The 23,602-nt window shown below is 33.6% G+C and carries 17 protein-coding genes; 11 read left to right on the top strand and 6 right to left on the bottom strand.

Annotated features, from left to right (window positions below):
* Positions 1-50: 50 nt before the first annotated feature.
* The 10 genes from ABWU72_RS05140 (at position 51) to ABWU72_RS05095 (ending at position 6,955) form a co-directional block, all read left to right on the top strand.
* The gene (locus tag ABWU72_RS05140; RefSeq protein ID WP_353283937.1) at positions 51-320 is read left to right on the top strand and encodes a phage tail assembly protein; all 270 of its coding nucleotides are present in this window, start codon (positions 51-53) and stop codon (positions 318-320) included.
* Between the two features lie 65 nt (positions 321-385).
* Positions 386-733 (top strand): IS630 transposase-related protein, encoded by a 348-nt coding sequence (locus ABWU72_RS05135; RefSeq protein ID WP_155968342.1) that lies wholly within the window; start codon positions 386-388, stop codon positions 731-733.
* A 19-nt stretch (positions 734-752) separates the two neighbouring features.
* Positions 753-1,244: an IS630 family transposase gene (locus ABWU72_RS05130; RefSeq protein WP_155968340.1), complete on the top strand. Its 492-nt coding sequence runs from the start codon at positions 753-755 to the stop codon at positions 1,242-1,244.
* A gap of 106 nt (positions 1,245-1,350) precedes the next feature.
* Entirely contained in the window at positions 1,351-3,666 is a 2,316-nt protein-coding gene (locus ABWU72_RS05125) for a phage tail tape measure protein (protein WP_265017960.1), read from the top strand.
* 1 nt (position 3,667) lies between these two features.
* Positions 3,668-4,015 (top strand): phage tail protein, encoded by a 348-nt coding sequence (locus ABWU72_RS05120; RefSeq protein WP_151807927.1) that lies wholly within the window; start codon positions 3,668-3,670, stop codon positions 4,013-4,015.
* Complete coding sequence (locus ABWU72_RS05115) at positions 4,012-4,221, top strand: tail protein X (protein WP_265017961.1); 210 nt, start codon at positions 4,012-4,014, stop codon at positions 4,219-4,221. The genes ABWU72_RS05120 and ABWU72_RS05115 overlap by 4 nt, the downstream gene beginning before the upstream one ends.
* Positions 4,222-5,166, top strand: a complete 945-nt coding sequence (locus ABWU72_RS05110; RefSeq protein WP_264337381.1) for a contractile injection system protein, VgrG/Pvc8 family — start codon at positions 4,222-4,224, stop codon at positions 5,164-5,166.
* 52 nt (positions 5,167-5,218) lie between these two features.
* Positions 5,219-5,752 (top strand): ankyrin repeat domain-containing protein, encoded by a 534-nt coding sequence (locus ABWU72_RS05105; RefSeq protein ID WP_265017962.1) that lies wholly within the window; start codon positions 5,219-5,221, stop codon positions 5,750-5,752.
* Positions 5,753-5,819: 67 nt separating this feature from the next.
* Positions 5,820-6,041, top strand: a complete 222-nt coding sequence (locus ABWU72_RS05100; RefSeq protein WP_015589022.1) for a hypothetical protein — start codon at positions 5,820-5,822, stop codon at positions 6,039-6,041.
* Between the two features lie 8 nt (positions 6,042-6,049).
* Positions 6,050-6,955, top strand: a complete 906-nt coding sequence (locus tag ABWU72_RS05095) for a patatin-like phospholipase family protein (RefSeq protein ID WP_265017963.1) — start codon at positions 6,050-6,052, stop codon at positions 6,953-6,955.
* A gap of 115 nt (positions 6,956-7,070) precedes the next feature.
* Here ABWU72_RS05095 and ABWU72_RS05090 read toward each other — a convergent pair whose 3' ends face one another.
* The 5 genes from ABWU72_RS05090 to ABWU72_RS05070 form a co-directional block, all read right to left on the bottom strand.
* The gene (locus ABWU72_RS05090; RefSeq protein ID WP_265017964.1) at positions 7,071-7,973 is read right to left on the bottom strand and encodes a helix-turn-helix domain-containing protein; all 903 of its coding nucleotides are present in this window, start codon (positions 7,971-7,973) and stop codon (positions 7,071-7,073) included.
* A gap of 25 nt (positions 7,974-7,998) precedes the next feature.
* Positions 7,999-8,901, bottom strand: coding sequence for a helix-turn-helix domain-containing protein (locus ABWU72_RS05085; protein WP_265017965.1), 903 nt, complete (start codon positions 8,899-8,901; stop codon positions 7,999-8,001).
* Between the two features lie 87 nt (positions 8,902-8,988).
* Entirely contained in the window at positions 8,989-10,143 is a 1,155-nt protein-coding gene (locus ABWU72_RS05080; protein ID WP_265017966.1) for a hypothetical protein, read from the bottom strand.
* Between the two features lie 106 nt (positions 10,144-10,249).
* Positions 10,250-10,912, bottom strand: coding sequence for a RadC family protein (locus ABWU72_RS05075; RefSeq protein ID WP_265017967.1), 663 nt, complete (start codon positions 10,910-10,912; stop codon positions 10,250-10,252).
* A 169-nt stretch (positions 10,913-11,081) separates the two neighbouring features.
* Positions 11,082-11,990, bottom strand: coding sequence for a helix-turn-helix domain-containing protein (locus tag ABWU72_RS05070; protein WP_265017968.1), 909 nt, complete (start codon positions 11,988-11,990; stop codon positions 11,082-11,084).
* A 129-nt stretch (positions 11,991-12,119) separates the two neighbouring features.
* Here ABWU72_RS05070 and ABWU72_RS05065 point away from each other — a divergent pair, with 129 nt between their 5' ends.
* On the top strand, positions 12,120-13,025 hold the full coding sequence (locus ABWU72_RS05065; protein ID WP_265039527.1) for an Rpn family recombination-promoting nuclease/putative transposase: 906 nt from the start codon (positions 12,120-12,122) through the stop codon (positions 13,023-13,025).
* Positions 13,026-13,362: 337 nt separating this feature from the next.
* On the opposite strand, the gene ABWU72_RS05060 is transcribed toward ABWU72_RS05065, so the two are convergent.
* Positions 13,363-23,577, bottom strand: a complete 10,215-nt coding sequence (locus ABWU72_RS05060; RefSeq protein WP_265039528.1) for an ankyrin repeat domain-containing protein — start codon at positions 23,575-23,577, stop codon at positions 13,363-13,365.
* Positions 23,578-23,602: the final 25 nt, after the last annotated feature.

Raw genomic sequence — 23,602 nt, 5'->3', positions numbered from 1 at the left:
TCTGGTGGGGGAGTCATAGCGATAAAACTTAATCAGGAGGATTTAAAACTATGACTTCTACCAAACAAACTATAACACTAAACAACCCAATCACAGTTGATGGTATTTCTGTCTCAGAACTTACCGTTAGACGTCCAAAAGTTAGAGATTATCTAGCTATTGAGAGACTTAATGGTAGTGATCTAAGTAAGGAAGTAACTTTGACTGCCAATTTGACATCAGTTGCAAAAGAATCAATTGAAGAGCTAGATATTGCTGATTATGTGAAAGTACAAGAGGTATTAAAGGATTTTTTTTCACCGATTGTCCAAAAAACTTGAGATTAGAAATACTATAGTACTTCCCAAAGTAAATGATAAAGGTATAATAAGCTATTTGAGTTATAATGGCGTATAGTGTGGATTTAAGGGAAAGGGCAGTATCGATGATAGAAAAAGGGAAGTCAAAGGTTGAGGTGGCAGAGCTTTTGGAGATAGGAATAGCAACTCTGTACCGCTGGTTAAGAAAGAAAGCCGCTGGTGAAAGCCTAAGGCCATCGAAAAACGGCAGCTTTATTCGAAAAATAGACCCAAAAATACTCGAAGAATATGTTAAAAAGAATCCAGATCATACGCTGGCAGAGATGAAACAAAATCTTGGATTTGGAATAAATTCAATTTGGTATAGGCTGAAACAGCTAAGAATTACTTTAAAAAAAAGTTACACTATATCAAGAGCGCAATCAAGAAGATAGGCAGCGATTTACCGATAAAATCTCAAAAATAGACCATTCCAGCATCTTATATATAGATGAAGCAGGAGTTGATAATAGGTTATACCGAGAGTATGGACGTGCTCCAATAGGAAAGAAAATTTATGCAGATATTCCAGGAAGAAAACGAGAGAGAATCAGTATAATAGGCGGGTGGATTGGAAAGAGATTTATTGCACCAATGACTTTCAAAGGTGGGTGTGACAAAGAGGTATTCAATACATGGTTAGAGAAGATGTTATTACCTAAATTGCCACATGGTACTACAATAGTTATGGACAATGCCACATTCCATAAAACTCCCAAAACAAAGGAGTTAATAGATAATGCTAGATGCCGTTTGCTCTATCTACCAACATATTCACCAGATTTGAACCCTATAGAGCATTGTTGGAATACCATCAAAAGCCGCCTCAGACCTTTAATGCATAAATATACAGACTTACAACTTTTGGTTGGTAATACCATAATGGAAATTTATCATTCATTTTAGAAAATACTATAGTGCTTGGCTCTATCATAGGTGGTGGAGTTGAGCACTTACTTGAAATGGAGATTAATGAGTTCATGTCATGGAGTAAATTAGCTAGGGAGTTCAAATGTCAGTATTATCGATAAAAATAGGTGCAGTGCTTGATGGCAGTTTTAATACTGTAATAAAGGGCAGTAGTAGTCAACTCTCTAATCTTGGTGAGAATATAAGAAAGCTTGATTCATCTTTAAAGTCAGTATCAAAGTTTAAACAGTTAGGTCATGATGTTTTGACCAGCAGGAGGTCGTGGAAGGGCTTTGAAGATCAAGTAAAATCTTTAGCTAAACAAATGAAAGCAATAGAGAAACCAAGCAAAACCTTAAAAGTTGAGTTTGATAAAGCTAAGTTTTCTGCAACAAAAGCAAAAGAGGCGTACTTAAGAAAGAGAGATGCTTTGCATTCATTCAATGAAGAAGTAAGAAAAAGTGGAAGAAATATTAAGTACTTAGTAAGTGACCAACATAAACTTGGCTCTTCTATTGAAGTATTAAAAGGTAAGTATGGTAAGCTTGGATCTGCAATACGTAGTCACCAAAGTTTTTTAGCAAGCAAAGCACATTTTAAGTCACAAATTATAGAAACTATTGGGCTAGGGCTAACGCTTGCAGCTCCAGTTAAAGTTGCGATTGACTTTGAAAGTGCTATGGCTGATGTTACAAAAGTGGTAGATTTTAAAAAAGGAACGGATGAAGCAACTAAATTTGCAAAGAAGTTAAAAGAGATGTCACGCACTATACCATTATCAGCCGCAGAACTGGCACAAATAGCTGCAAGTGGTGGTCAACTTGGTATCAAGAAAGAAGATCTTTTTATGTTTACAGAAGCAGTGGCAAAAATGTCTACAGCATTTGATATGTCTGCAGAGCAAGCAGGTGATTCTATAGCTAAACTCTCTAACGTTTATGGAATTGATGTTAGTAAAATGGAACATGTTGGTAATGTGATCAACCACTTATCAGATAACACTGCTGCTAAAGCAAGAGATATGGTTGAAACTCTAGCAATAGTTGGTGGTACTGCAAAGCAGTTTGGTTTGGATATCGAGAAAACAAGTAGTTTAGCAAATGCTTTCATTAGCTTAGGTAAAACACCTGAAAAAGCTGCAACTGCTATAAATGCTCTACTTAGTAAACTTCAGACTGCTGAAGAACAAGGAGGGGATTTTAAAGCAGCATTAGAGCAAATGGGAATAACTGCAGAAGAAATAGTACAAAGAATAAGCGAAAACGGCGAAGAAGCATTACTCTATTTTTTTCAAACTCTAAAGAAAATGGATAACCAGGAACGTTCTACAATCCTTATGAAACTTTTCGGTCAGGAATATCAAGATGATATTGCATTATTAGCTGGAAGTTTTAATAAGTATGAGGATGCAATAAAGTTATTGGCTAATACAGAAAAGTACAAGAGCTCTCTACAAGAAGAATTCAAAAATCGTGCAGACACTACAGCTAATAAATTACGACTTCTTCGAAATGCAATAGCTGAAGTTGGTATGAACCTGGGCTCAGTGATGCTGCCTACTTTAAAATCTATAGCTGAATTTTTACAAGAAAAAACTAGATATATAGCAGAGTTTGCAGAAAAATATCCAACTTTAACTACAGCAATTATGGGTACCGTAGCAGCTTTGATAGGTTTAAAAATTGCATCAGTAGGACTAGGATATGTATTTACATTGCTAGGAAGTGCGATTTTTGGTCTGAAAGCAAATCTAATCGGAGTATTTTCATTTTTATCAGCTACAGTTTTTCCTGCAGTAATAACAGGACTAAGAGCAATAACACTTGCTGTAATGAGTAATCCTATAGGACTTTTAATTACTGGACTTATCACAGGTGCAGCACTTGTGATAACTAACTGGCAAAAAGTGAAGGAATTCTTTGCTAGTTTTTGGAAATCAATCATAAAACCGATAGGAGAGGCTTTTTCATGGATGGGAGATACAGTTAGTAGCGTATTTGGGAAAGTGTCAGAAAATAGTCCAATAAAAGAATTTGAGAGAAGAAAAACTGTTATTTCGTTAGTTGATGGAGAAGCTAGCAATGTACTTTCTAAAAATAGTGTTTTTAATAATGGGAATCCTTTATCAAATAATAGTGTGATGAAAGGAATTTCTAAAAATAGCTGGAATAATGTTAAAATTAAACATGCTATTGCAGAAAAGAAATCTATAGTAGATGAGAAAGATCTCAATCTGAAAGAGTACGTAAAAAGCAAATATGAAAATAAAACTTTTAACCAAACTCAACATAATTATTTCAACATAAGTGTACAAGCAGCACCAAATCAAGATGTTCGTAACCTTGCTGATGAAGTAATAAAAAGGATAAGAGAAAAATCACGTGATGTTCTGTTTGATACCATAGACCCTGTTTATTAAAATGTTGTCTCTTGGCCCGTATAAATTTGCTCCAACAAGTTTAAAGTATAATAGAGAAAATCGTTGGAGCACAATTGAGTGTATTGAAAATATGCCACTATTACAAAATATCGGTCAAGGTATAGAAGATATAGATTTAGAAGGAACGATTTATCTACATAATCTCAATGGGCTAAATCAATTAAAGAATATGAAAGAAGCTGAAAAACCACATGTTTTAGTAGATAGTTTAGGTAATATTTTAGGACAGTTCGTAATTACCAGGTTAGAAGAAAAGCAGATGTATTTTTTACCTAATGGACTACCAAGAAAAGTTGAATTTAGTTTGAGTTTGAAGAGCTATAGATGACTATATATTACTTAACCAAAGAAGGAGAAATGCTAGACCTGATTTGCTGGAAGCATTATGGGTATAGTAGTGGAGCAGTGGAGGAAGTATTGCTTGAAAATCCAGGCCTTGCAGAATACGGAAGCTTTTTGCCTGCAAGATTAAAGATAAAGCTTCCTACTATTCAGAAAACAATACAAAAGTCAAAATTAAAGGTCTGGGAATAAATGCAGCCAGATTTTATAATAGATAAATGTGAATCAATTAAAGATAGAGTTATATCATTGCACCTTACAGATGAATCAGGAATAATAGATGATGTAGTTGAAGTGTGTGTTGATTACAGGGATGAAGACATAGATATTCCGAATGAATTGAACATAGCACTAGGTTATAAGGAATTTGGAATCTTTCCAATGGGTATGTATACAGTCAACGAAGTGACTATACAGGCTCCACCTAAGACTCTACTAATCAAAGCTCATGCAACAAATTTAAGAATATCTTTGAAGGCAAAAGTATCAAAAGAATGGCGCCAAATTACCATAGAAAACTTAGTAAAAGAAATAGCCCAAAAACATGGATATGGATACAAAGTCGCTGAGGAATTTAAGAATGTATTAATACCCCATATTAATCAGGCAGATGAAAGTGATATAAGTCTGTTAACAAAGATCGCAACAGAGCGTGAAGCAATGGCAAAATTAGCTGGTGGGTATATATTGTTTATTTCAAAGAATATGGCAAAATCAGCCACAGGAAAAGCTTTAGGAACAACGACTATTAGACCTCAAGATACAATTAACTGGAAAGTGCATTTTACCGTACGTGATAAGTATAATTCAGTAGTGGCAAAGTGGCATAGCTATGAAAAGGGTGAAACTATTAAAGAAACAGTTGGTAGCGGCGAGCCAAGTTATATTATGTTAGAAATGTACTCAAATGCAGAATCAGCACTAAGTGCAGCAAATGCTAAGTTAAAACAACTAAAGCGAAATAATGCAGTATTGGATATCACTATACCTGGTAATCCAGAGTTATTTGCAGAAGCTAAACTTAATCTTATAGCTTTTAATCAAGCGGTAGATGGTGAATGGATAGTTAACAGAGCGGAGCATACTTTAAATAGCTCAGGTTACCTTACTATGTTGTCAGCATCTTTGAGTAAGTAATGTTAATAAAAAATGAGTAAATGATCTATTTAATATTAAAAAGATGTTGAATATGGATAAATTGGGTCAAGATACAAAAAACAAGCTGCATTTTTGGTGGCTTATAACAGTAATAGTATGTATTATTGCTACCTATTCCTACATGAAGGCAAGAGCTGCAGATAATTATAAAACGATGTTACGCATTGCTTCTCAAAATTGTAACTTAGAGACTGTAAAATTCTTAGTAGAAAATCTATTAGATATTAATGTGCAGATCCCTAAATTAACAGCACTACATTATGCTGCAGAAGAGGGATGTGCAGAGGTTGTAAAATTCCTAGTAGAAAAAGGAGTTGATATAAATGCTACGAAATATGAAAGATGGACACCTTTACATGCAGCTACATATGAAGGCAAATTGGAGATAATTAGATTTTTATTAGACAAAGGTTCAGACCCTACCATTAGAGATACAGATGGAAAAACACCAAGGAAAATTGCTGTATTAAGATCACGGCATAATAAGGACAAACCTTATGATGAAATCATTAAGCTACTTGCAGAAGCAGAGGACCGATACGAATCAACAAAAAGTAATCACTAAAGCTGTAAGTTTTCTATAATCTGCATATAAATTTCCAAAACTATCCATAACAAGTTAATATTTTCACATGAAAAAGCAAAAAATCCCAATAGCGGTAATAATAACAATAGTTCTACAGACTGTAGGATTCATATGGTGGTTGGCAAAACTTGACTTACGTGTACACATCCATGATAAATTTATAGAAAAAAACCAAGGACTAATCGAAATAGTCTATCGACTTGAAGAGAGAGTGAAAAACCTCACTGAAGAAGTCAATGAACTTGAAGCTATTCACAAACACAAATAAATTTTACAGTGACAAAGTACATTTTATCTGTAGATGGAGGTGGCATTAGAGGGATAATACCAGCCATTATTCTAGCAGAAATAGAAAAGAGAGCAAGGAAGCCTATTTTCCAGATCTTTGACTTAATGACAGGTACTTCAACCGGTGGGATTGTTGTAGCAGGATTATGTAAAAAAGATAAACCTCAATATTCTGCTAATGATTTAGTCGAGTTCTATCGGGAATATGGACCATATATTTTTAAGTCTTCATTTTTTAGGCGATCAATACTATCTTGGTTTAACTGCGCACAATATCCACATAAAAATATTGAATCTGTACTGGATAAATATTTTGGAGAGGATATTCTAAAAAACACTTTAAGTAATGTGTTGATTACGAGTTACGATATTCAGAATAACTGCCCATTTTTCTTTAAAAGCTGGAAAGAAGGTAATATTAAGCTGAAAGATGCACTCAGAGCTGCAACGGCTGCACCTACTTATTTCATACCAAAACATCTAAAAATTGACCAGATAGACAGAGTATTAGTGGATGGAGGGGTTTTTGCAAATAATCCAGCGACATGTGCATACGCAAACAGTAAAAAACTTTTCCCTAATGAAGAGATCATTCTGGTGTCAATTGGCACAGGTCGGCTATCTAATCGAATCAAGTACAGGAAATTAGGGAAAATAGCTTGGATAAAGCCGTTACTAGATGTGATGTTTGCTTCGAGCCTTGATGTAGTAAATTATCAGATGAGTAATGTAATGGACGACAAGTATATAAGAATACAATCACACCTGACAATAGCGTCTGCTGAGATGGATAATGTAACACCTAAAAATATTAAATTTCTACAGAAGGAGGCAAATGCAATGATAGAGGATAATCAAAAAGTAGTCGATAAATTCTGTGATATTGTATCTTGATACGTCAAATCCTGCAGAGCTAAACAAGGGTTTGGGATAGATGTATTAAATATATAACTATCTTTACTTATATCTTAATATATTATTTTTTACTCCTAACTGTTTTTAACACAATTCAATTTTCACACTCATCAGCAGTTAGGCCACTTGCTCGCAAAATAACATCAGTAGAAACACCCGCCTTCACTAGATTTTTCGCAACCTTGATCTTTTCTGTTTTTTTAACTTTCTCTTTGCTATTCTTCATATCCCTAGATAAAAATTTCTTCACTAATTCTTGCTCTTCAGTTTTTCTTAGTAAATTAAGTAGTTCACTATCTTCATTTGTTTTAGGCAGCAGAACTTTAATATTCACTGATAATCCTTCTGCTATTTGATATAATTTGTCAAATGATATGGCAGTGTATCCTATTTCATACTCGTGTATTTCCTTGAGTGTTAAACCAACTTTGTTTGCTAAATCTTCCTGAGTATACCTTCTTATCAATCTCCATTCTCTTATTCTTTGCCCTACTCTGTAGTATATAGAATCAGTGCAGACTTCTTTCTCTGTATTATCATACTCGTAAATAGATAAGCCGGTTGCTTGGGAAATTATGTCAACTGACACTCCTTCTTTAACTAGATTTTTTGCTATTTCCAACCTTGCTTCTTCTTGATCAATTTTTTCGCTAATATGAACAAACCTGACTAATGAAGGTACTATTTTGCCTAACTTTTGATTCTCATATATTTTCGTTAGATAGAATATTTCTTCGTCTTCATCTTCATACTCTCTTACTGTTATTGGTTTAGGTAATAGATCTACAACATTAACTGACAATACTCTTGCTATTACATATAGTACTTCAATCGTAATAGGAATATACCCATTTTCATAATTGGTTACTTCTTTATATGCTAATCCGATTTTACTTGCTAACTCTGCTTGAGTACACCTTTGCATTAATCTACAATCTTCTATTTTTTGCCCTATTTTGTAGTGTATAGAACTAACATCTCTTACAGAAACAAACATATATACCTTACTTAGAAATAAATTTTCATGCAATTTGATCAGCGGATAAACCAACTATTTGCAAAATAATATCAATAGAAATTCCCCCTTTTACTAAATCCTTTGCAACTTTGATCCTTTCCGCTTTCCTCACTTTTTCTTCGCAAATATGCATCCCTTCAAACAAAGATTTTATTAATGCATTACGTAGTTCTTGGCTCTCAATTTCTTTGTATTCTTTAATCAAATCAAGCAGCTCATTTTCCACTTTACTACCTTCATTTTTCTCTATTAGTAGATCTGTAATATTAATCGATAACGCTTCTGCCATTTCATATAATTTATCAAGTGGAACAGCAGTCCTTCCTTGTTCATAGTTGCTTATTTCGTGACGTGTTGTACTCATTTTCTCTCCTAAATCTTTTTGAGTATACTCTCTCACTAGCCTCCATTCTTTTATCTTCTTTCCTATTTGGTAGTAGATAGAACCAACCTTTTCTTCAACACATTCATCAGCAGAGAGGCCAATTGCTTGTGAAACAATATCAATAGAAATTCCTGCTTTAACTAGATCCTTTGCAATTTTTATTTTTTCCGATTTTCTACTACTTTTCTCACTAACTTGGACAAATTTGGTTAGCAAACAAAACATCCTACGCAACTCCTGATCATTAATCTTTTTATATTCTCTTACTAGATCTAATATTTCCTCTCCCTCATCTTCAAGACAGCTTTTTGATATAGGAATAAGATCGGTAATACTGATTGATAGTGCCTCAGCTATAGCATATAACCTTTCAATTGGAACTCTACGATTCCCTTTCTCATATTGCAGTATCACCCAGTACTTTACACCAATTTTCCTCGCTAAATCCTTCTGAGTATACCCTCGCTCTAACCTCCAATTTTTTACTTTTTTCCCTACTTCATAGTCTAGACTTTTTTCCACGCAAAGAACCTTACATATAATATTTTCTACTATAGCTCAATTTTGTTAAGGCTCCAGTAAACTCTGGAACCTCAAAGTTAGCCATAATTAAAGCTTCCTACAAGTTTCTTTACTTTTTTCACGTACTTTATCTACCCATGAAGACAGCTTTTCACCTGGGCTATCAACCTCCTTCATAAGCTGCTTGCTATTCCATATGCCACATCTCATAAAACTTCCCTTTTCTACTGCTTCTTTAAGTTTTACTCCAGCAAAAAGGCAATTTTTTCCAAATTCTTCCCCTCTTTGTTGTAGTTCAGCCCACATTTCCTTGTTTTCTACTCTGACTTGTACTTGATCATATTTTTTTACATCGTGGTACAATATAATATTTAGCTTACCAATGCTTGTAGGAAATTCTAACATGATAGAGCTGCCATCTGAAATATCGGTATAGTTTCTTATACCTCCCTTCTCACTTTTAACTTCAACTGCATCATTACCAATTTTTAAGATATTACTTCCTAACTTTCTGTTTGCTTCCAGTATTTTGGCTACCTCTACCTTACTATTCCCAGAAAATTCTATATACGATGTTGTATTATCTATCTCAACATCTATTAATTCTCCTTCTTGCACAGCATTTTCGCCAGCTTCCTCTAGCTCTTCTAGTTGCTTATCTATCTGTGGCTGAACTTCTGGCTGTAGCTCATTATAGATTTCACCTATCAGTTTATTCTGCAGTAGAGTATCATGAAACTCTGCACCACTTAGCATTAATTTACGTATTAGCTTTTTACGATCAGCCTTATCAAATTTATGAAAATGTGTGCCCAGTATCACATATTCCGCGAAGCTCCATTCTCCATCATTACATGCATTTAGCCTTGCTCCAGAAGCTAGTACTTTGTCTATAACTTTGTGCAATTCATTTACGTTTTTTGCCTCTACTATAGAACTCTTAAACCAGCTCAGCTTCTCTGTATTTGGCTTTATTTTTTGCAAAGCTGAGGCAAATGGATTTTTATCTTCTTGATCACTTACAGGTTTTGTACCATATATATAATCAAGTCCTTTTCCATAGTTGATTTTGTTTTCGCGAACGTTTCTGCTAGGGAAAGGCATTGTATCTTCCAGTTTTATCTCCTTCTGGCTATTAATTTTACTCACAAATTTAGACTGCTCTATATCAACGCTTTCAAGAGCACCAAATATTTTCTTGTGATTAACATTAGTCTTTTTATTCTGATCTTTACTAGTCATATAAACCTCATATTAAAAATACTTTTTAAGTGTACAATAAACTTTGTTATTATACATTATATTACTCATTATAAATTATAGTGGGTAGATTTGCAAATACTTTCTGCTATAACAATCCGTTTTCTCTAAAGCTAAAATAACCCCCACTTGTAATGATAATATGATCAAATAATCTAACACTTACAGTACTACACGCTGCTGCTAAGCTCTTCGTTACTGCTTGATCTTCTTCTGAAGGTTCTAAACTTCCCCCAGGGTGGTTGTGTGACATTATTACTAATGTTGCATTCTTTATTAATGCTTTTCTTGTAATTTCCTTTATGTATACTGGTGCTTTTTCCATTTCACCAATATAGGATTCTTCTCCGATTAATTGGCGCCTTTTATTCAAGTACAGTATTTTTACACATTCCCTTTCTGAGTGTCCTATACTTACGTTTAAGTACTCTACTAGCCCTTGTAAGTCCATTATTGGCTCACTCTTGAGCTTTTCTCTCAGTACCCTTTCTAGTGTTTCCTTAACACACATAATCATTGCTACTGCAGAATCAGTTACTCCTTCTATAACTTTCAGGTCATCCATTTCTCTACCTAAAATCCTTCCTACTCCCGTATAAGTATTCACCAGATTTTTAGCAATTTCTTGAGCCTGTGGTCTTTCATGTACTGCACTTAGAAACGTTTCCATTATTTCACGATCAAGTAGTGCTTTGCCTTTGCTTTCTAATATTCTGAATTCTATTTCTTCTTTATTCTTATTATTATTCATATAATTTACCTTTCACTAACAACAAACTTTTTTTAGATATTTACTGCTGTTTTTTATCAGCATTGGCATAGAGCCATAGCTTTTGAGTGAAGTCAAATCAATTTTTCAATCTTTTTTACTTATTTTTTCATTAAAAAGTAAATATATTAATAGATACTGATTTTTTATTTTAAATTTGTTGAATTTCGTCTAAAGAGATGCCCACTGTTTTTAAAATAATATTGATAGAAATTCCTTCCTTAACTAAATTCTTTGCAATTTTCATCTTTTCTACTTTCTTCACTTTCTCTTTGCAAACTTGTATGCTTTCAAACAGAGATTTTATTAGTACATGACGTAGTTCTTGGCTTTTAATCTTTTTATATTCTTCTATTAACCTTGATAGCTCTGCTTCACTATTCTCATTTTCTCTTGTTTCTGGAAGCAGATCTGTAATATTAATTAATAGTACCTTTGCTATTTCATCTAACATTTCAAGTGAAACACCAGCTCGTCCTTGTTCATATTCATATATTCTTTGATTTATTATGCCCACTTTACTTGCTAAATCTTCCTGAGTGTATCCTCTTCTCAACCTCCATTCTTTTATTCTTTGACCTACTTTATACGGAATGGAAATTTTTTTCTCATCATTATCATATTCATCAACAGATAAATTGGTTGTTCGAGAGATAACATGAGCAGAAACTCCTTCCTTAACTAAACCCTTTGCCACTTCCATTTTTACTGCCTTTCCACTTTTTTCCTCACTAATACGGATAAATTTAGTTAATAAATAAAACGTTTCACGTAATTCTTGATCCTTAATCTCTCTATGTCTTCTTACTAGATTTAATACCTCTTCTCCCTCATTTGATACTTCTTGTACGCAAGCTAGATCTCTAGCAGTTGTTGATAATGCTTCTGCTAATTCATATAACTTCTTAATTGAAATTCTGCGTGTTCCTTTTTCATATTGCAGTATTACCTGATATGTTGTACTGATTTTTTTTGCTAAATCTTTTTGAGTATATTTTCTTTTTAACCTCCAGCTTTTCACTTTTTCTGCTATCTGATACCTTATAGAGATATTTGCCATAAATATTATACAGGTTAATACTACCAAATAAAGATATACAAAAGGGATACTTCTTTCTATGTTTGAATTTTAGTTGAATATTTCTTCACAATTGTGTATAATTATTAATGCTTTTTAAGTGGATTTTCTATGGCTCTTTCTAAGTTTCTTGATCCTAAGAATGATATATCGTTCAAGCGCATCTTTGGCACTGAAAAAAATAAGGACATTCTTATTCACTTCCTTAATGATATCCTTGGCTTCACTGGCAAAAGTACAATAAAGGATATAGAGTTCTTAAGTACTATTCAAGACCCTGATATTGCTTCTAAAAAACAAAGCATTGTTGATGTTCTTTGTAGAGATGAAAATGGCCTGCAAGTGATAGTCGAAATGCAGGTCGCTAAAACTAAAGGCTTTGAAAAACGTGCCCAATACTATGCTGCTAAAGCTTACTCAAGACAGGCTAATAAAGGTGATCAATATCATGACCTTAAGGAAATTATCTTTATTGCTATAGCAGATTGTATTTTATTTCCTGATAAGTCTGAGTACAAATCAAAGCACACTATTCGGGATGAAGATACTAATGAACATGATCTAAAAGATTTTTACTTTATATTTATTGAGTTGCCTAAATTTCCAAAAAACAAAGAAGATCAGCTTTCAAGTATAGTTGAAAAATGGGTCTACTTCTTTAGATATGCAGATGAAACTAGTGAAGAAGAGCTAGAGAGAATAATAGGAAGTGATCTAATAATTGAAAGAGCATATGAAGAACTAAATAGGTTCAACTGGTCAGAAAAAGAATTTATTGCCTATGAACAAGAGATCAAGCGTATTCGTGATGAACAGGCTGTCCTTGCTCAAAAACTTGATGATGCTACTCAAAAAGGTAGACAAGAAGGCATCCAAATCGGCGAAGAAAAAGGTGAAATGAAAGCTAAAATAGCTGTGGCCAAAAACCTACTTAAAGCTGGTGTCTCTACTGATATCATATCACAAACTACAGGTTTTTCTCATTCTGAAATTTCACAACTCAAAGAAAAAACATAATATTCCTACTTATTCACTTCAACATCTATGAAAACCTTCTCTAAGTTAGACATATCCCCTCATTAAGAATCTAGTGAACTGTCTAAAACAGCTATGAAGATTGTACATAGAATTGTATAAATTACTATCATAACATTACCCAAACTTCTATATCAAAGCTACGTGCTGTAAGTTCAATATGGAAAACACATTAACCACTTAGCATTTAATGTCTACTTCATCCATTTTAGTATTAAGACTATTAAACTTGCTACTGGTCTCCCTAATTATTTTGGCTACCCTCACTTTAAATTTTCCACTACTTGGCATATTATAGCTCCACCCCTTATATTATAACTCACCTATTGAGATTACCTCTAAGCTTGGTTACTCCTATCTCAGAAAGACAAGTTGATACTTTTGAATGGCTGTGAACTGAAGCATTACTTAAATAACTTTGAGGCTCTAAACTTATTTGCTTTGCACTATCAACTTCTAATGTACCATCTCTGTTGTGTAATATCTGCTCTATTGATTGATTTAGCAGACCCTTATTAAATTGAGCTATAAACTTGTCAAATTTCTTCGGACTTAATTTACCAGCTTCTTCACCAGGACATGCTTTCTCTACATACGATTTTAAAATCCCTGAAATTTCATTAAATTTACCACTCATGACTTTTCTAGTAATCTCTTTCTGCATTTCCATATAATCAATATTTAATCGATGCATTGATACACCACTTTTTAATCCAGCTTGCTCTACTACTTTCTCACATCCCTCTGTAATATTTAGTGCATATCCCTGTGCTTCTAGTGAAGATATATACTGATCTGCTGTAGAAACATACTTTTGACCTGCAACCCTTCTAATCAATAAGTCAAGTAACATTATTGTACCATTAAAGTCAACCTGTGATAGATAGTGATCTCCCATTTCTAGTATTGTATTTCCTCCAATAGGCTTAAATTTAACAGGTGCTTGCCTTTCACACATTCGTTTTAGATTTGCATTTACATAATCGACGTTGTCTCGAAAGAAACCTCCATTTTCTTGTCTTTTATCTGTACCATCAGATGGTAGTGTGGTACCTGTAAAACTACTATTACTTATCGATGCTTTGGCAAATTGCCCATCAACTTGTGATACTGAACTTGCAGTCCCCTCAGATTTAGAACTCAATAATTTACCTATAGAGCTTTTCACCCAAGAAATACAATCATTTATCCACGAAGATTGTCTTGTACCACTACTTGCTGCTATCTCAGGTTGATTACTTAAATCTATAGCAAGCGGTTTACGTGATAAGTGATGACGACTATGATCTCCATGGTGATGACGGCGTTTGCGTTGTGCAGGTCTATCTTTTTCTTCATTATCTTTAGTATTAGCTACTTGACTTACAAACTTCCCAACTCTAGTTCGATTAGAGCCATCTAGTAAGTGATTATCTAACCTTCCTGGTAACGCTAAGAGCTGAGAATCACTTGACTTGTTTCTAGCCCTTACCCTTATAGCTTCTAGGGAATCAGAACCTGCTTTACCATCTAATTCTTGTATATCACGTTTCTTGTGAATAGACCCACAATTTTCAATCTTCCAAGTACCTTGTCTAATATACTCTCCTGGAATCCAAGTAAATACTCTTCGCCTATTATCATCATATTTAGCATAATCAGCAGCATACAAATACTCTTTAGATTTCACATTCATTATATAAATATCATCACCATAAGGTTCAACTCTCCACAGACTTTGTTCATCTTTTCCTCCTGGAACCCAAGTAAATACCCTTCGCCTATCTTTATCATAATTTAAATCATCAAGAACAGCATATAAATATTCATTAAATCCAACATTCATTATAGAGTAACTATCACCATAAGGCTCTATCTTCCATTTTAATTCGCCATCCTTTTTATCCCTTGGAATCCAAGTAAACACTCTTCTTCTCTTGTCATCATAATTAAAATCACTACTAGCAGCATATAAATACTCATTTTGATAAAGATTTTTAATACATACTTTTGATGAAAACACTGCATTTTTTATTGATTCCGGTAATTTGCTTTTTAATTCTTCAAAGTGAGATATTTGTTCTTTATTATTTATCTTCTCCATAACTCCCTTTATACAATAGGCTAACTTCAGTATTGGACCATCATTAAAGTCACTTGCTTCAATAGTAGCACCTCTATTTAGTAGAAAGTCAATTATATCCGACTTATTATATTGAGCAGCTACGCACAGAGGTACTTGACCATTTTTGTCTTTCGCTTTAGTATCAGCTCCTTTCTCAATGAGAAACTCAGTAGCTCCTAAACATCCTCTCCGTGCAGCATAGTGTAGTGATGTCCAACCATCTTTATCAGCATTATCAACGCTTACTCCTTTGCTTAGGAAAAGCTCTATAATATTTTTATTATTGTTCTCACTAGCAACATGAATAGGTTTTTTACCAGAGTTGTCTGCAGTATTAATATTGGCTCCTTTCTCAATGAGAAATCTAGCACTATCTAATTCACTAAACTCAGCAGCATAGTGTAAAGGGGTCGAACCATTTTTATCAGTTTCATCAACGCTTACTCCCTGTTTCAGAAGAAAATCTGTGATATTCATGTGATTATTCATAACAGCAAAGTGAATAGGAGTCCTGCCAAGTATATCCTTAGCATTCACATTAGCTTCCTTATCAACTAAAAACTTAGCAATATCTAAATGACCTTTCAATGCAGCCCAGTGTAGTAATGTGCAGCCATATTTATCAGTCGCATTAACACTCACATCTTTACTAACAAGAAACTCTACTGTACCTAAATTACCACTCCAAGTATAATAAAACCCGCCATGCGTTCTGTCGTCAATATCTTTCGCAATAAGATCACTAATTGTCTTTAGATCTTTTTCATTTTTTACAGTAAGTAACAATTCTTTATCTAAGTGTGCTTGCATAAAAACTTGCCTCATTGTATCAGAATTAGTATAATGTTCCTCATCTTCAGGAGTTCTACCACTGTTATCTTTAACATCAATATCAGCACCTTTACTTATAAGATACTTCACCATATCTAAATGATGAACAGAACGTGAAGCATAATGTAGAGGGGTTTTACCATCTTTATCTTTAGCATTAACGTTAGCACCTCGATTTACAAGGCCTTGAACTTCATTAAAATCACTATCTTTTACTGCAGCCAGTAATTGCTCATTTAATTGAGCTTGTTTTAAGTATTTTAAGATGCTATCATGCTTTCGGTCGATGGCGATATCTAGCGGTGTCTTACCATCCTTATCTTTAGCATTGATATTGGCTCCTTGATCAAGAAGAAGTTTTACTATTTTCAATCTGCCTGCTTTAATAGCAAGATGCAAAGGTTTTTCATCATATGCATTTTGAGACTCAATATCAGCGCCTCTATCAAAAAGAAATTTAACTATATCTAAATTACCTTCTTGCACAGCACAATGTAAAGGCGTTTCCTGATATGTTGTTTCATTATTGATGTTAGCACCATTATCAAGAAGAAATTCTACTATACTCCATTTACCTGCTTCCACAGCACAAAGTATTGGTGTTTTACCAAACTCATCTTGAGCTTCAATATTAGCACCATTATCAAAAAGAAGTTTGACTTGATCTAAATCGCCATTTTGAGCAGCAAGGTGTAAAGAAGTTATAAGGCTTTTTTGCAAATTAGTAATAGAACTAACATAATTTAATTTATCTATACTATCTGCGTTGTATATTTTATCTATTTCATCACTCAATAGTATTTCTTTATCAGTGAATCTTATAGACAACGTTTTCATTTTAGGTTCTTTATAAAAATCCTTAAAATATATAATACATAACTCCATATTGGCATTAAAAGCGTTGGTAACTATCAAGTCATATCTAGAATAAAGAAAAGCATATTGTCCTGCCTTTTTAGATATAACCAGCTTGTTCTTTTCTTCTACGTCTTGAGGAGTTACCACAACGATTTCTTTATCAGAGATTAAAAGTGAAGGCTTTAAATCTAGACTATCGTCTATTTCCATCGGTGTATTATTAAAAATAATTTGTAATTTCTTATACCACTTATTTATAAGTGCATCTTTTAACCTAATTGTCATTACATCTTGCTGCAAATCAGTGGCTGATATAGACACCTTAATTAATAAATCACTTGCATCTTTAATAACCATTGATATTGGTTTAATACCCAAATCCTTATTTATTTGTTGTACCAACTTACGCAAATCTAACGTATTCCTTAAACTCCTTTTTCTGTTGATATTGTCATTCATTACTACTTCTCGAATAGGTAAGTCTTCTATATCGAGTGTTTCATGGTCTGAAGTAATTACACGTATACTGCTTTCTTCTACAACAATATTTCTCCTTTCACTTTCTTCTCTATTAAGTTCATTGTGTATATTTTCCAGAAACGCTGGACAAAAATCAAAGCTTCTTTTCTTCCTTTCACTTAAACATCCACCTAAATCTAACTTATTTTCTGATTGGCCAAGGAAAGTAGATTCTTCAACATCTTTGACCATAGAAGATATTTTACTTTGCTGATTGCCTGCCTCAGTCATCATTAATTTAGAGCACTGGTTTATTACATCCTGACCATAACCACTTAATAAGAGATTGTTTTGTAAAGTCCTTGACAATGCTGAGATTTGAGTACCATTTAACTTATTTCCAAACTCAGATAACTGTTCTAAGCTGCAGGAATCCTCTGTAAAGCCAATTTGATCTTGGAGTGACGAAAAGCCTAAACATTGATACGTTGGATTTCTATTTTCACTTTTAAAACCATCAATTGATATTAAACATTTAAAGTCAGTTTCTACTTTAGGAGTATATTTATCCTTATTCTGATAATTTTCTGAAGCTTTACCAATTAAATCTTGTATTTTTCCCACCTCAGATAAGCTAAACCTATCTAACCTACGGATTGTTATTGGTTCTAAGCCTAGATCAAACTCCAATGTAGAAATCCTATAAGACTTACTGTGATTCCAACCTTTTATGTTGACCGTACGATTGGACTTCTTATCGTGAAATATCAGATCCGCACCACTACTAGAAATCTTAATCCTATCTGGAGCAATATTTTTTAATATCACTACTCCTATACGTTCTTCATCGTTCCCTAGAGAAGTTAAAGTATCGTCTTGATTATGTGTAATACTGATAGACTGAGTAAAATCTACATTATATTCTTTTATGATCTTTCTATAATCACCCTTAAGTTTGTCTTGATAGTCTATTATTCCATTGACTTCTTGCTGTAAACCTAAATATTGGGAAAAATTACCATTGTTCCACAGAAGAAAATTAATATCTCTCCATTTACTTTGATCATTATAAAAATCTTCTATTCTAATAATCAAAGGAGCTTCTCCTTCTCTTATTAATAAGAGATCATCTTTATCTTTATATTTCTCAATATCTTTAAGATGGGAATCTATAACTACATGATCATCTTCAAAATCTTTAGACAATAAAAACATATTCTGAGTTTGTGTAGCTTGTAAAAAAGGAACTAATTTCCCTTTTTCTGAAGAAGAACATGACATTGACTCTATAATAGGGATAAATGCTTCTCCCTTTTTATTCATAATTATAAGATGCCTATAATTACGATCTTGAAAGTAGTTTTTTACTCGAATGTTACTATTATTATATTTTAAATACAGATCACATTGCTGGATTGAAAAATCTTTTTCAACCTCTGGCATAAATAGCGTATCTATTTTTTCATCATCTGAACTATTATCAATCTTAACTTCTTTATTATTTATATCATCAGTAATAACATATACGTCCCTTCCTTTTCCTCCTCTTGCAAACATGGTACCTTGGTCGAAGTTGATTACATCATCTCCTGAAGAACCGAAAACCATATGTGGAACTACACTATTATCTTGACTTTGTGTTTTTCCTCTAATAACACTCAAAACTTTATAACCCTTATTATTCTTTAGAATCTTTTTATAATGAGTTTCAACATCGTCAAATTTATTTAGAGAATATTCTGAATGTAATTCAAATGAATTAATCTTTATATTTGCTGAGTCTGATCTCTCAATCTTAGGAACAATATTACTACCATTTTTATCTATCAGTACAAAGTGAGGTTTATTACTGCTCTGCTCGACATAATTTTTCACATCAAGAGTAAATTGATTATTTTGACCAAAATTTATTTTCAAAGATAAAGTATTACTCTCTTTAGAGTAGGTTATCTGATCACAATCACTTAATAAATCAATCTCTGGAAAAACTACAGTTCCTGTTCCATCTACATTAATTTCTGAATATAAACCCCTACCTTTATAGTCTGCAGTTTTTACGTAAAAAGTATAATTGCTTTTTCCACCTTCGACTGTAGTATACGGCGAAATGATAACTTTTCTGCAATTTTTGACTACATCTTTCTTATTTCTACTAACACCGCCACCACTATCTATTATAACATCACGGTTATCACTTCCTGTAAAATGCTCAGAATAACCCATACACAAGACCTCATCTACCTTGTTCTGTCTTCCAATATAATGGTAATTAAAGAGGTTGTTACTAACATAATCATCAATTAACAAACGATTATTTATTCTTACCTTTAATCTCCCATAGGCATTAGGCTTAAAACGATAGTCAATCACACCTGTAACTTTATTTTCTGCTAATTGACTTAGATCAAGTATATTAATAGAGTTACTTCCACCAATCATTTTGCCTGAAAAGCTAGGGTTATTTACAATAACAAATCTGTTTGCTACATTATTGCCACCAGTTATTTTTGTTGTACCTGGATAAATTAGAAAATTATTGTTCCATTTATTGCTTCCAACAATTTCGCCTTTATCTATATTTTGTAAATCATAAACAATTGTTTTGCCATTTCTACCATCGTGACTAATAACCATTGCATTCTCACAGTAGTATAAAGGCGGTTGAACTGAACTTGTAATACCTTTTTCATAATCCTGCCCAGTAACCTTTGGCAAACAAATCCTGCTAGCACCTGGTATACTATCAGGTATAACACGTGAAAGATCTTTGGTATTAGTATCTTCTTTATCCATCAAAATCTTTGCATAATCAGGCCGAAGAGTATTATCACTTACTTTTCCAAGACCAACACCATAAGCAACAACACTATTAGGAGCATTATTTAAAGCCTTCCATACTTCTTTAGCTAGACTATCAACTGTGTTTTTTCTATCTGCAAGGTGTTGCACATCAGATGCCATATCTTGAAATAGAATCGTTCTCCAAAATATGCTCCAGTTTTCTCCATGGGTTGTATCATACTTTTTCTCGTACTCTACTATATTGCTGATACCACTATAAACTCCATAACCTACCATGAGCCCAAATCCAACTGCAATACCAACCACCGGCATACCAGCTGCTGTAAGAGCAACACCAGAAATAAATGACACTCCAGAAAAGGATATAGATGCTATATTATCCCTTATTTCTTTCTCTCCACATGGATTATCACTACTTTCTCTATTTTTACAGTCTACAAGATTATTTGCTGATATGCCTATATCAATAATATCAAAGACACCACCTACAGCCCCTGCCACACCTTTTGCTATTGTACTTCCAAATTTTACTCCCGCCAATTTAACAGCAAATTTTGTCTGCCTACCTAAAGTACCAGGTACAATTCTTGCTACAACCTTTTCAGATGACGTTACAACTTTTGGAGCAATTTTAACCATTACATTCTCAATTGGTTGAGATGCAAAAGACCATCCTATTCCACCTAGATTTAATCCACAATCCGTTGCTGTTCCATCCTTGCAAGATACAATAGCACCATGGATTCCTCTGATCAATTGTATTCCACCTGCAGCATTCATTAACCTGCCCTTTAGCTTTGGATTTTTTGTTAAACTACTATCTTGATGTATAATATCATCGTGCAAATCCTTGATACGTTCGTTCTGAACATAGCGTTCATACCCTTGATCTCCAACAACCTTGTCAAGTAAGTACTTACGATCACCTTCAATGCTTTTACCTCCAACAAACTCTACTAGTTGAGCATTTTTCGCTTCATCTTGACTACTTTTAACATAAGTTAGGAACTGTTCACTATCAATTATAATTTTGTCTACATTATTTTCATCGACTTTGCCTTTACTAAACTTTTCTACATCGTCCCTTGAAAACAAGCAGTTAGTAATACTTCTCTTGCTTCTACTACTTTGCCCCACACAACTATTTGGATCAAATCTCTTTCCAGGCTGCTGCTGACTAAAACTAAAGATAGAGCTATGAATTACTTTAACAGAAGCAAACTCATCTTTGCTCATTAAGATAAGAGAATCTGCATTACTTGCACCTTTATCAAACACAACACCCATAAAGGCCACTTCCTTTCCATCTGTAAGTGTTTTATAAGTTACACCTTTTGTATACTCATCACTTATTTGTTTATTTGCCTCATCTTTTAATGCATTAGCTGTCTTACCTTCTCTGGGTCCTTTAAGTTCTAACCCTACTGGATCGTATTCTTTCGCGTTTCCATCCTTATCTGTACTGATGCCATGAACAACCATATCAATACGTTTTCCTCTCCCTGTTTGAAACTCCGTTAATATTAATGCTCTAGGAGATTCTTTTAATTTTAAATCACTATAATAACTAAATGCCCCATGTAACACTCCTTGAAAATGAGCCTCTTCACCAATAAAATCCTTAAAAGAAAACATCCCTTCTCCAACTTTCTTTGTTAGTGAATCATATTTATCTACTGATAGAACCTTACCTGCTGCAGGAGTAATTTGAGACTTGAACGCTTCATCAAATGCTTCTCTCAATCCATTAAGATAGGGAACTTCTTTTAATTTTCCTTTGAAAAAATCTTTTCCTTTTTTATATTCACTCAAGGAGTCATACCTATTAACTTCCTCTATGTTAAAAAAATCTGACTTCTTTTGCTCACTTAAACTTATATACACCTCTGTGATTTTGCTTTGTTCTGTTAAGCTATCAGGCATAAGTATCTTTTTACTGCTACGATCCCCTCTTCCTCCTTCTCTAACATGAAAAATAAATACCTCTTCATTACGACCTCCTCTAATCAACGTAAAAGTTGTTACAGGCTTTCCGGATTTTGTGGTAGAATCGAGTGGGTATTCATCGTATAAAAATATAAATCTCTTTAGATCTACTCTTTTGAACTCATTAGCAAGAAGGAGTTGCCCTAATAGAAATCTACTAAAGTAATTACCTCCTTTCTCTGGTGTACCAGGAAATGTGTGATACATACGTTCTAGTGGCTGTTTTATTTCCTTTTTAAGATCAGCGATTGTACTTTCTTCACCATTCCAACTTGAAGTTACTTCTAGAAGTTTCTGTATCGTAGGTCGAGCAGGCTTCCTGTCAGCAGGTGGAGATATATACATAGAAAACTTTTCAGTTGAATCCAAATTTAACCCTACACAAAGCACATTATCTGAAATGGTTAAAACACGCATTGTATTTGGCTGAAAGCCTTTTGCATAATCCTTTGCTTGCTCCAAAGCATTTTCTGGCGTAGTACCACGACCTGTTCCAGCTTTCAATTCAATAATAATTGGAACAGCATTTAATGATCTATCCTTACCACGAGGCACTAGAACAATATCAGCATAACCTCTTCCTGCAAACTGCTCCAAGTAAACCCTGAGATTATATCTATAGCGGAAATTTACCAAAGCTCCTGCTATAAATCCATGATGGGCTGCTTCTCTTGTTCCTTGAGCATAGGTAAGTGAATTCTCATGTTTCGAATGAACATTACTGATTCTACTAATGACCTTCCTAGAGGATTTTTCAACTTCTCTTACGTCAGAATTAGTTAACTCAGCTATATAATCCTCAGGCCTGCTTTTTGCACTGTCTTCTGGATCTTTCCATATCTCCTCTTCTTTTTTGATTTTGTGAAAATTGTGACTAGCAGCAGAGTCAAGTATTTCTTTATCTTGTGTCTCAACAGAGATAGTATTTTCACTTCTATTGATTTGTACTAACTTAGATTTAATCGTACCTTTAACCCTATCTTTAATACCTCGTGCCGTATCGGTTCTTTTTTCTCTTTCGATATCAGGATGTAAATTTTCTTTCAATATATATTCTAATTCACCAGAAGTAAACTGATGACCAGGGCCATCGTGCTCTGAAATAGAAAATAACTCTATACTTTTTTCTGCTCTTGTAATTCTAATAACATCACTATCTTTTTTAATTTGATCATTTTTAACAACAACTACCTTTAATGTTTTTGCAGTATCAAAACGAAAATAAACTTTTTTAACACCTAATCTTTCCGCAATTTGTGTATCCGGCAAAATAGAAAAGCTTCCTAAAAAGAAATGCGGAAAAAACCCTTCTTTGCCTACCGAATGTAAATATGATGGGATCTGATCAATATATGATTGAAACCTTGCTTTGAAAGATTCAAAACCACTTTTCTGTTGAGCTGAAGTACTCTGGCCAGGTTGACTAACTCCTGCTGCTTCTCGAATTAATAACTCTATTAACTCAAAATCTTGTGGTTTTTCTTGGCCTAACATATACCTCCCTAGATAATATATAACA

Source organism: Wolbachia endosymbiont (group A) of Lypha dubia, assembly GCF_964028575.1.
Lineage (GTDB): Bacteria > Pseudomonadota > Alphaproteobacteria > Rickettsiales > Anaplasmataceae > Wolbachia > Wolbachia pipientis.
This window is presented reverse-complemented; position numbering and strand designations above follow the sequence as displayed.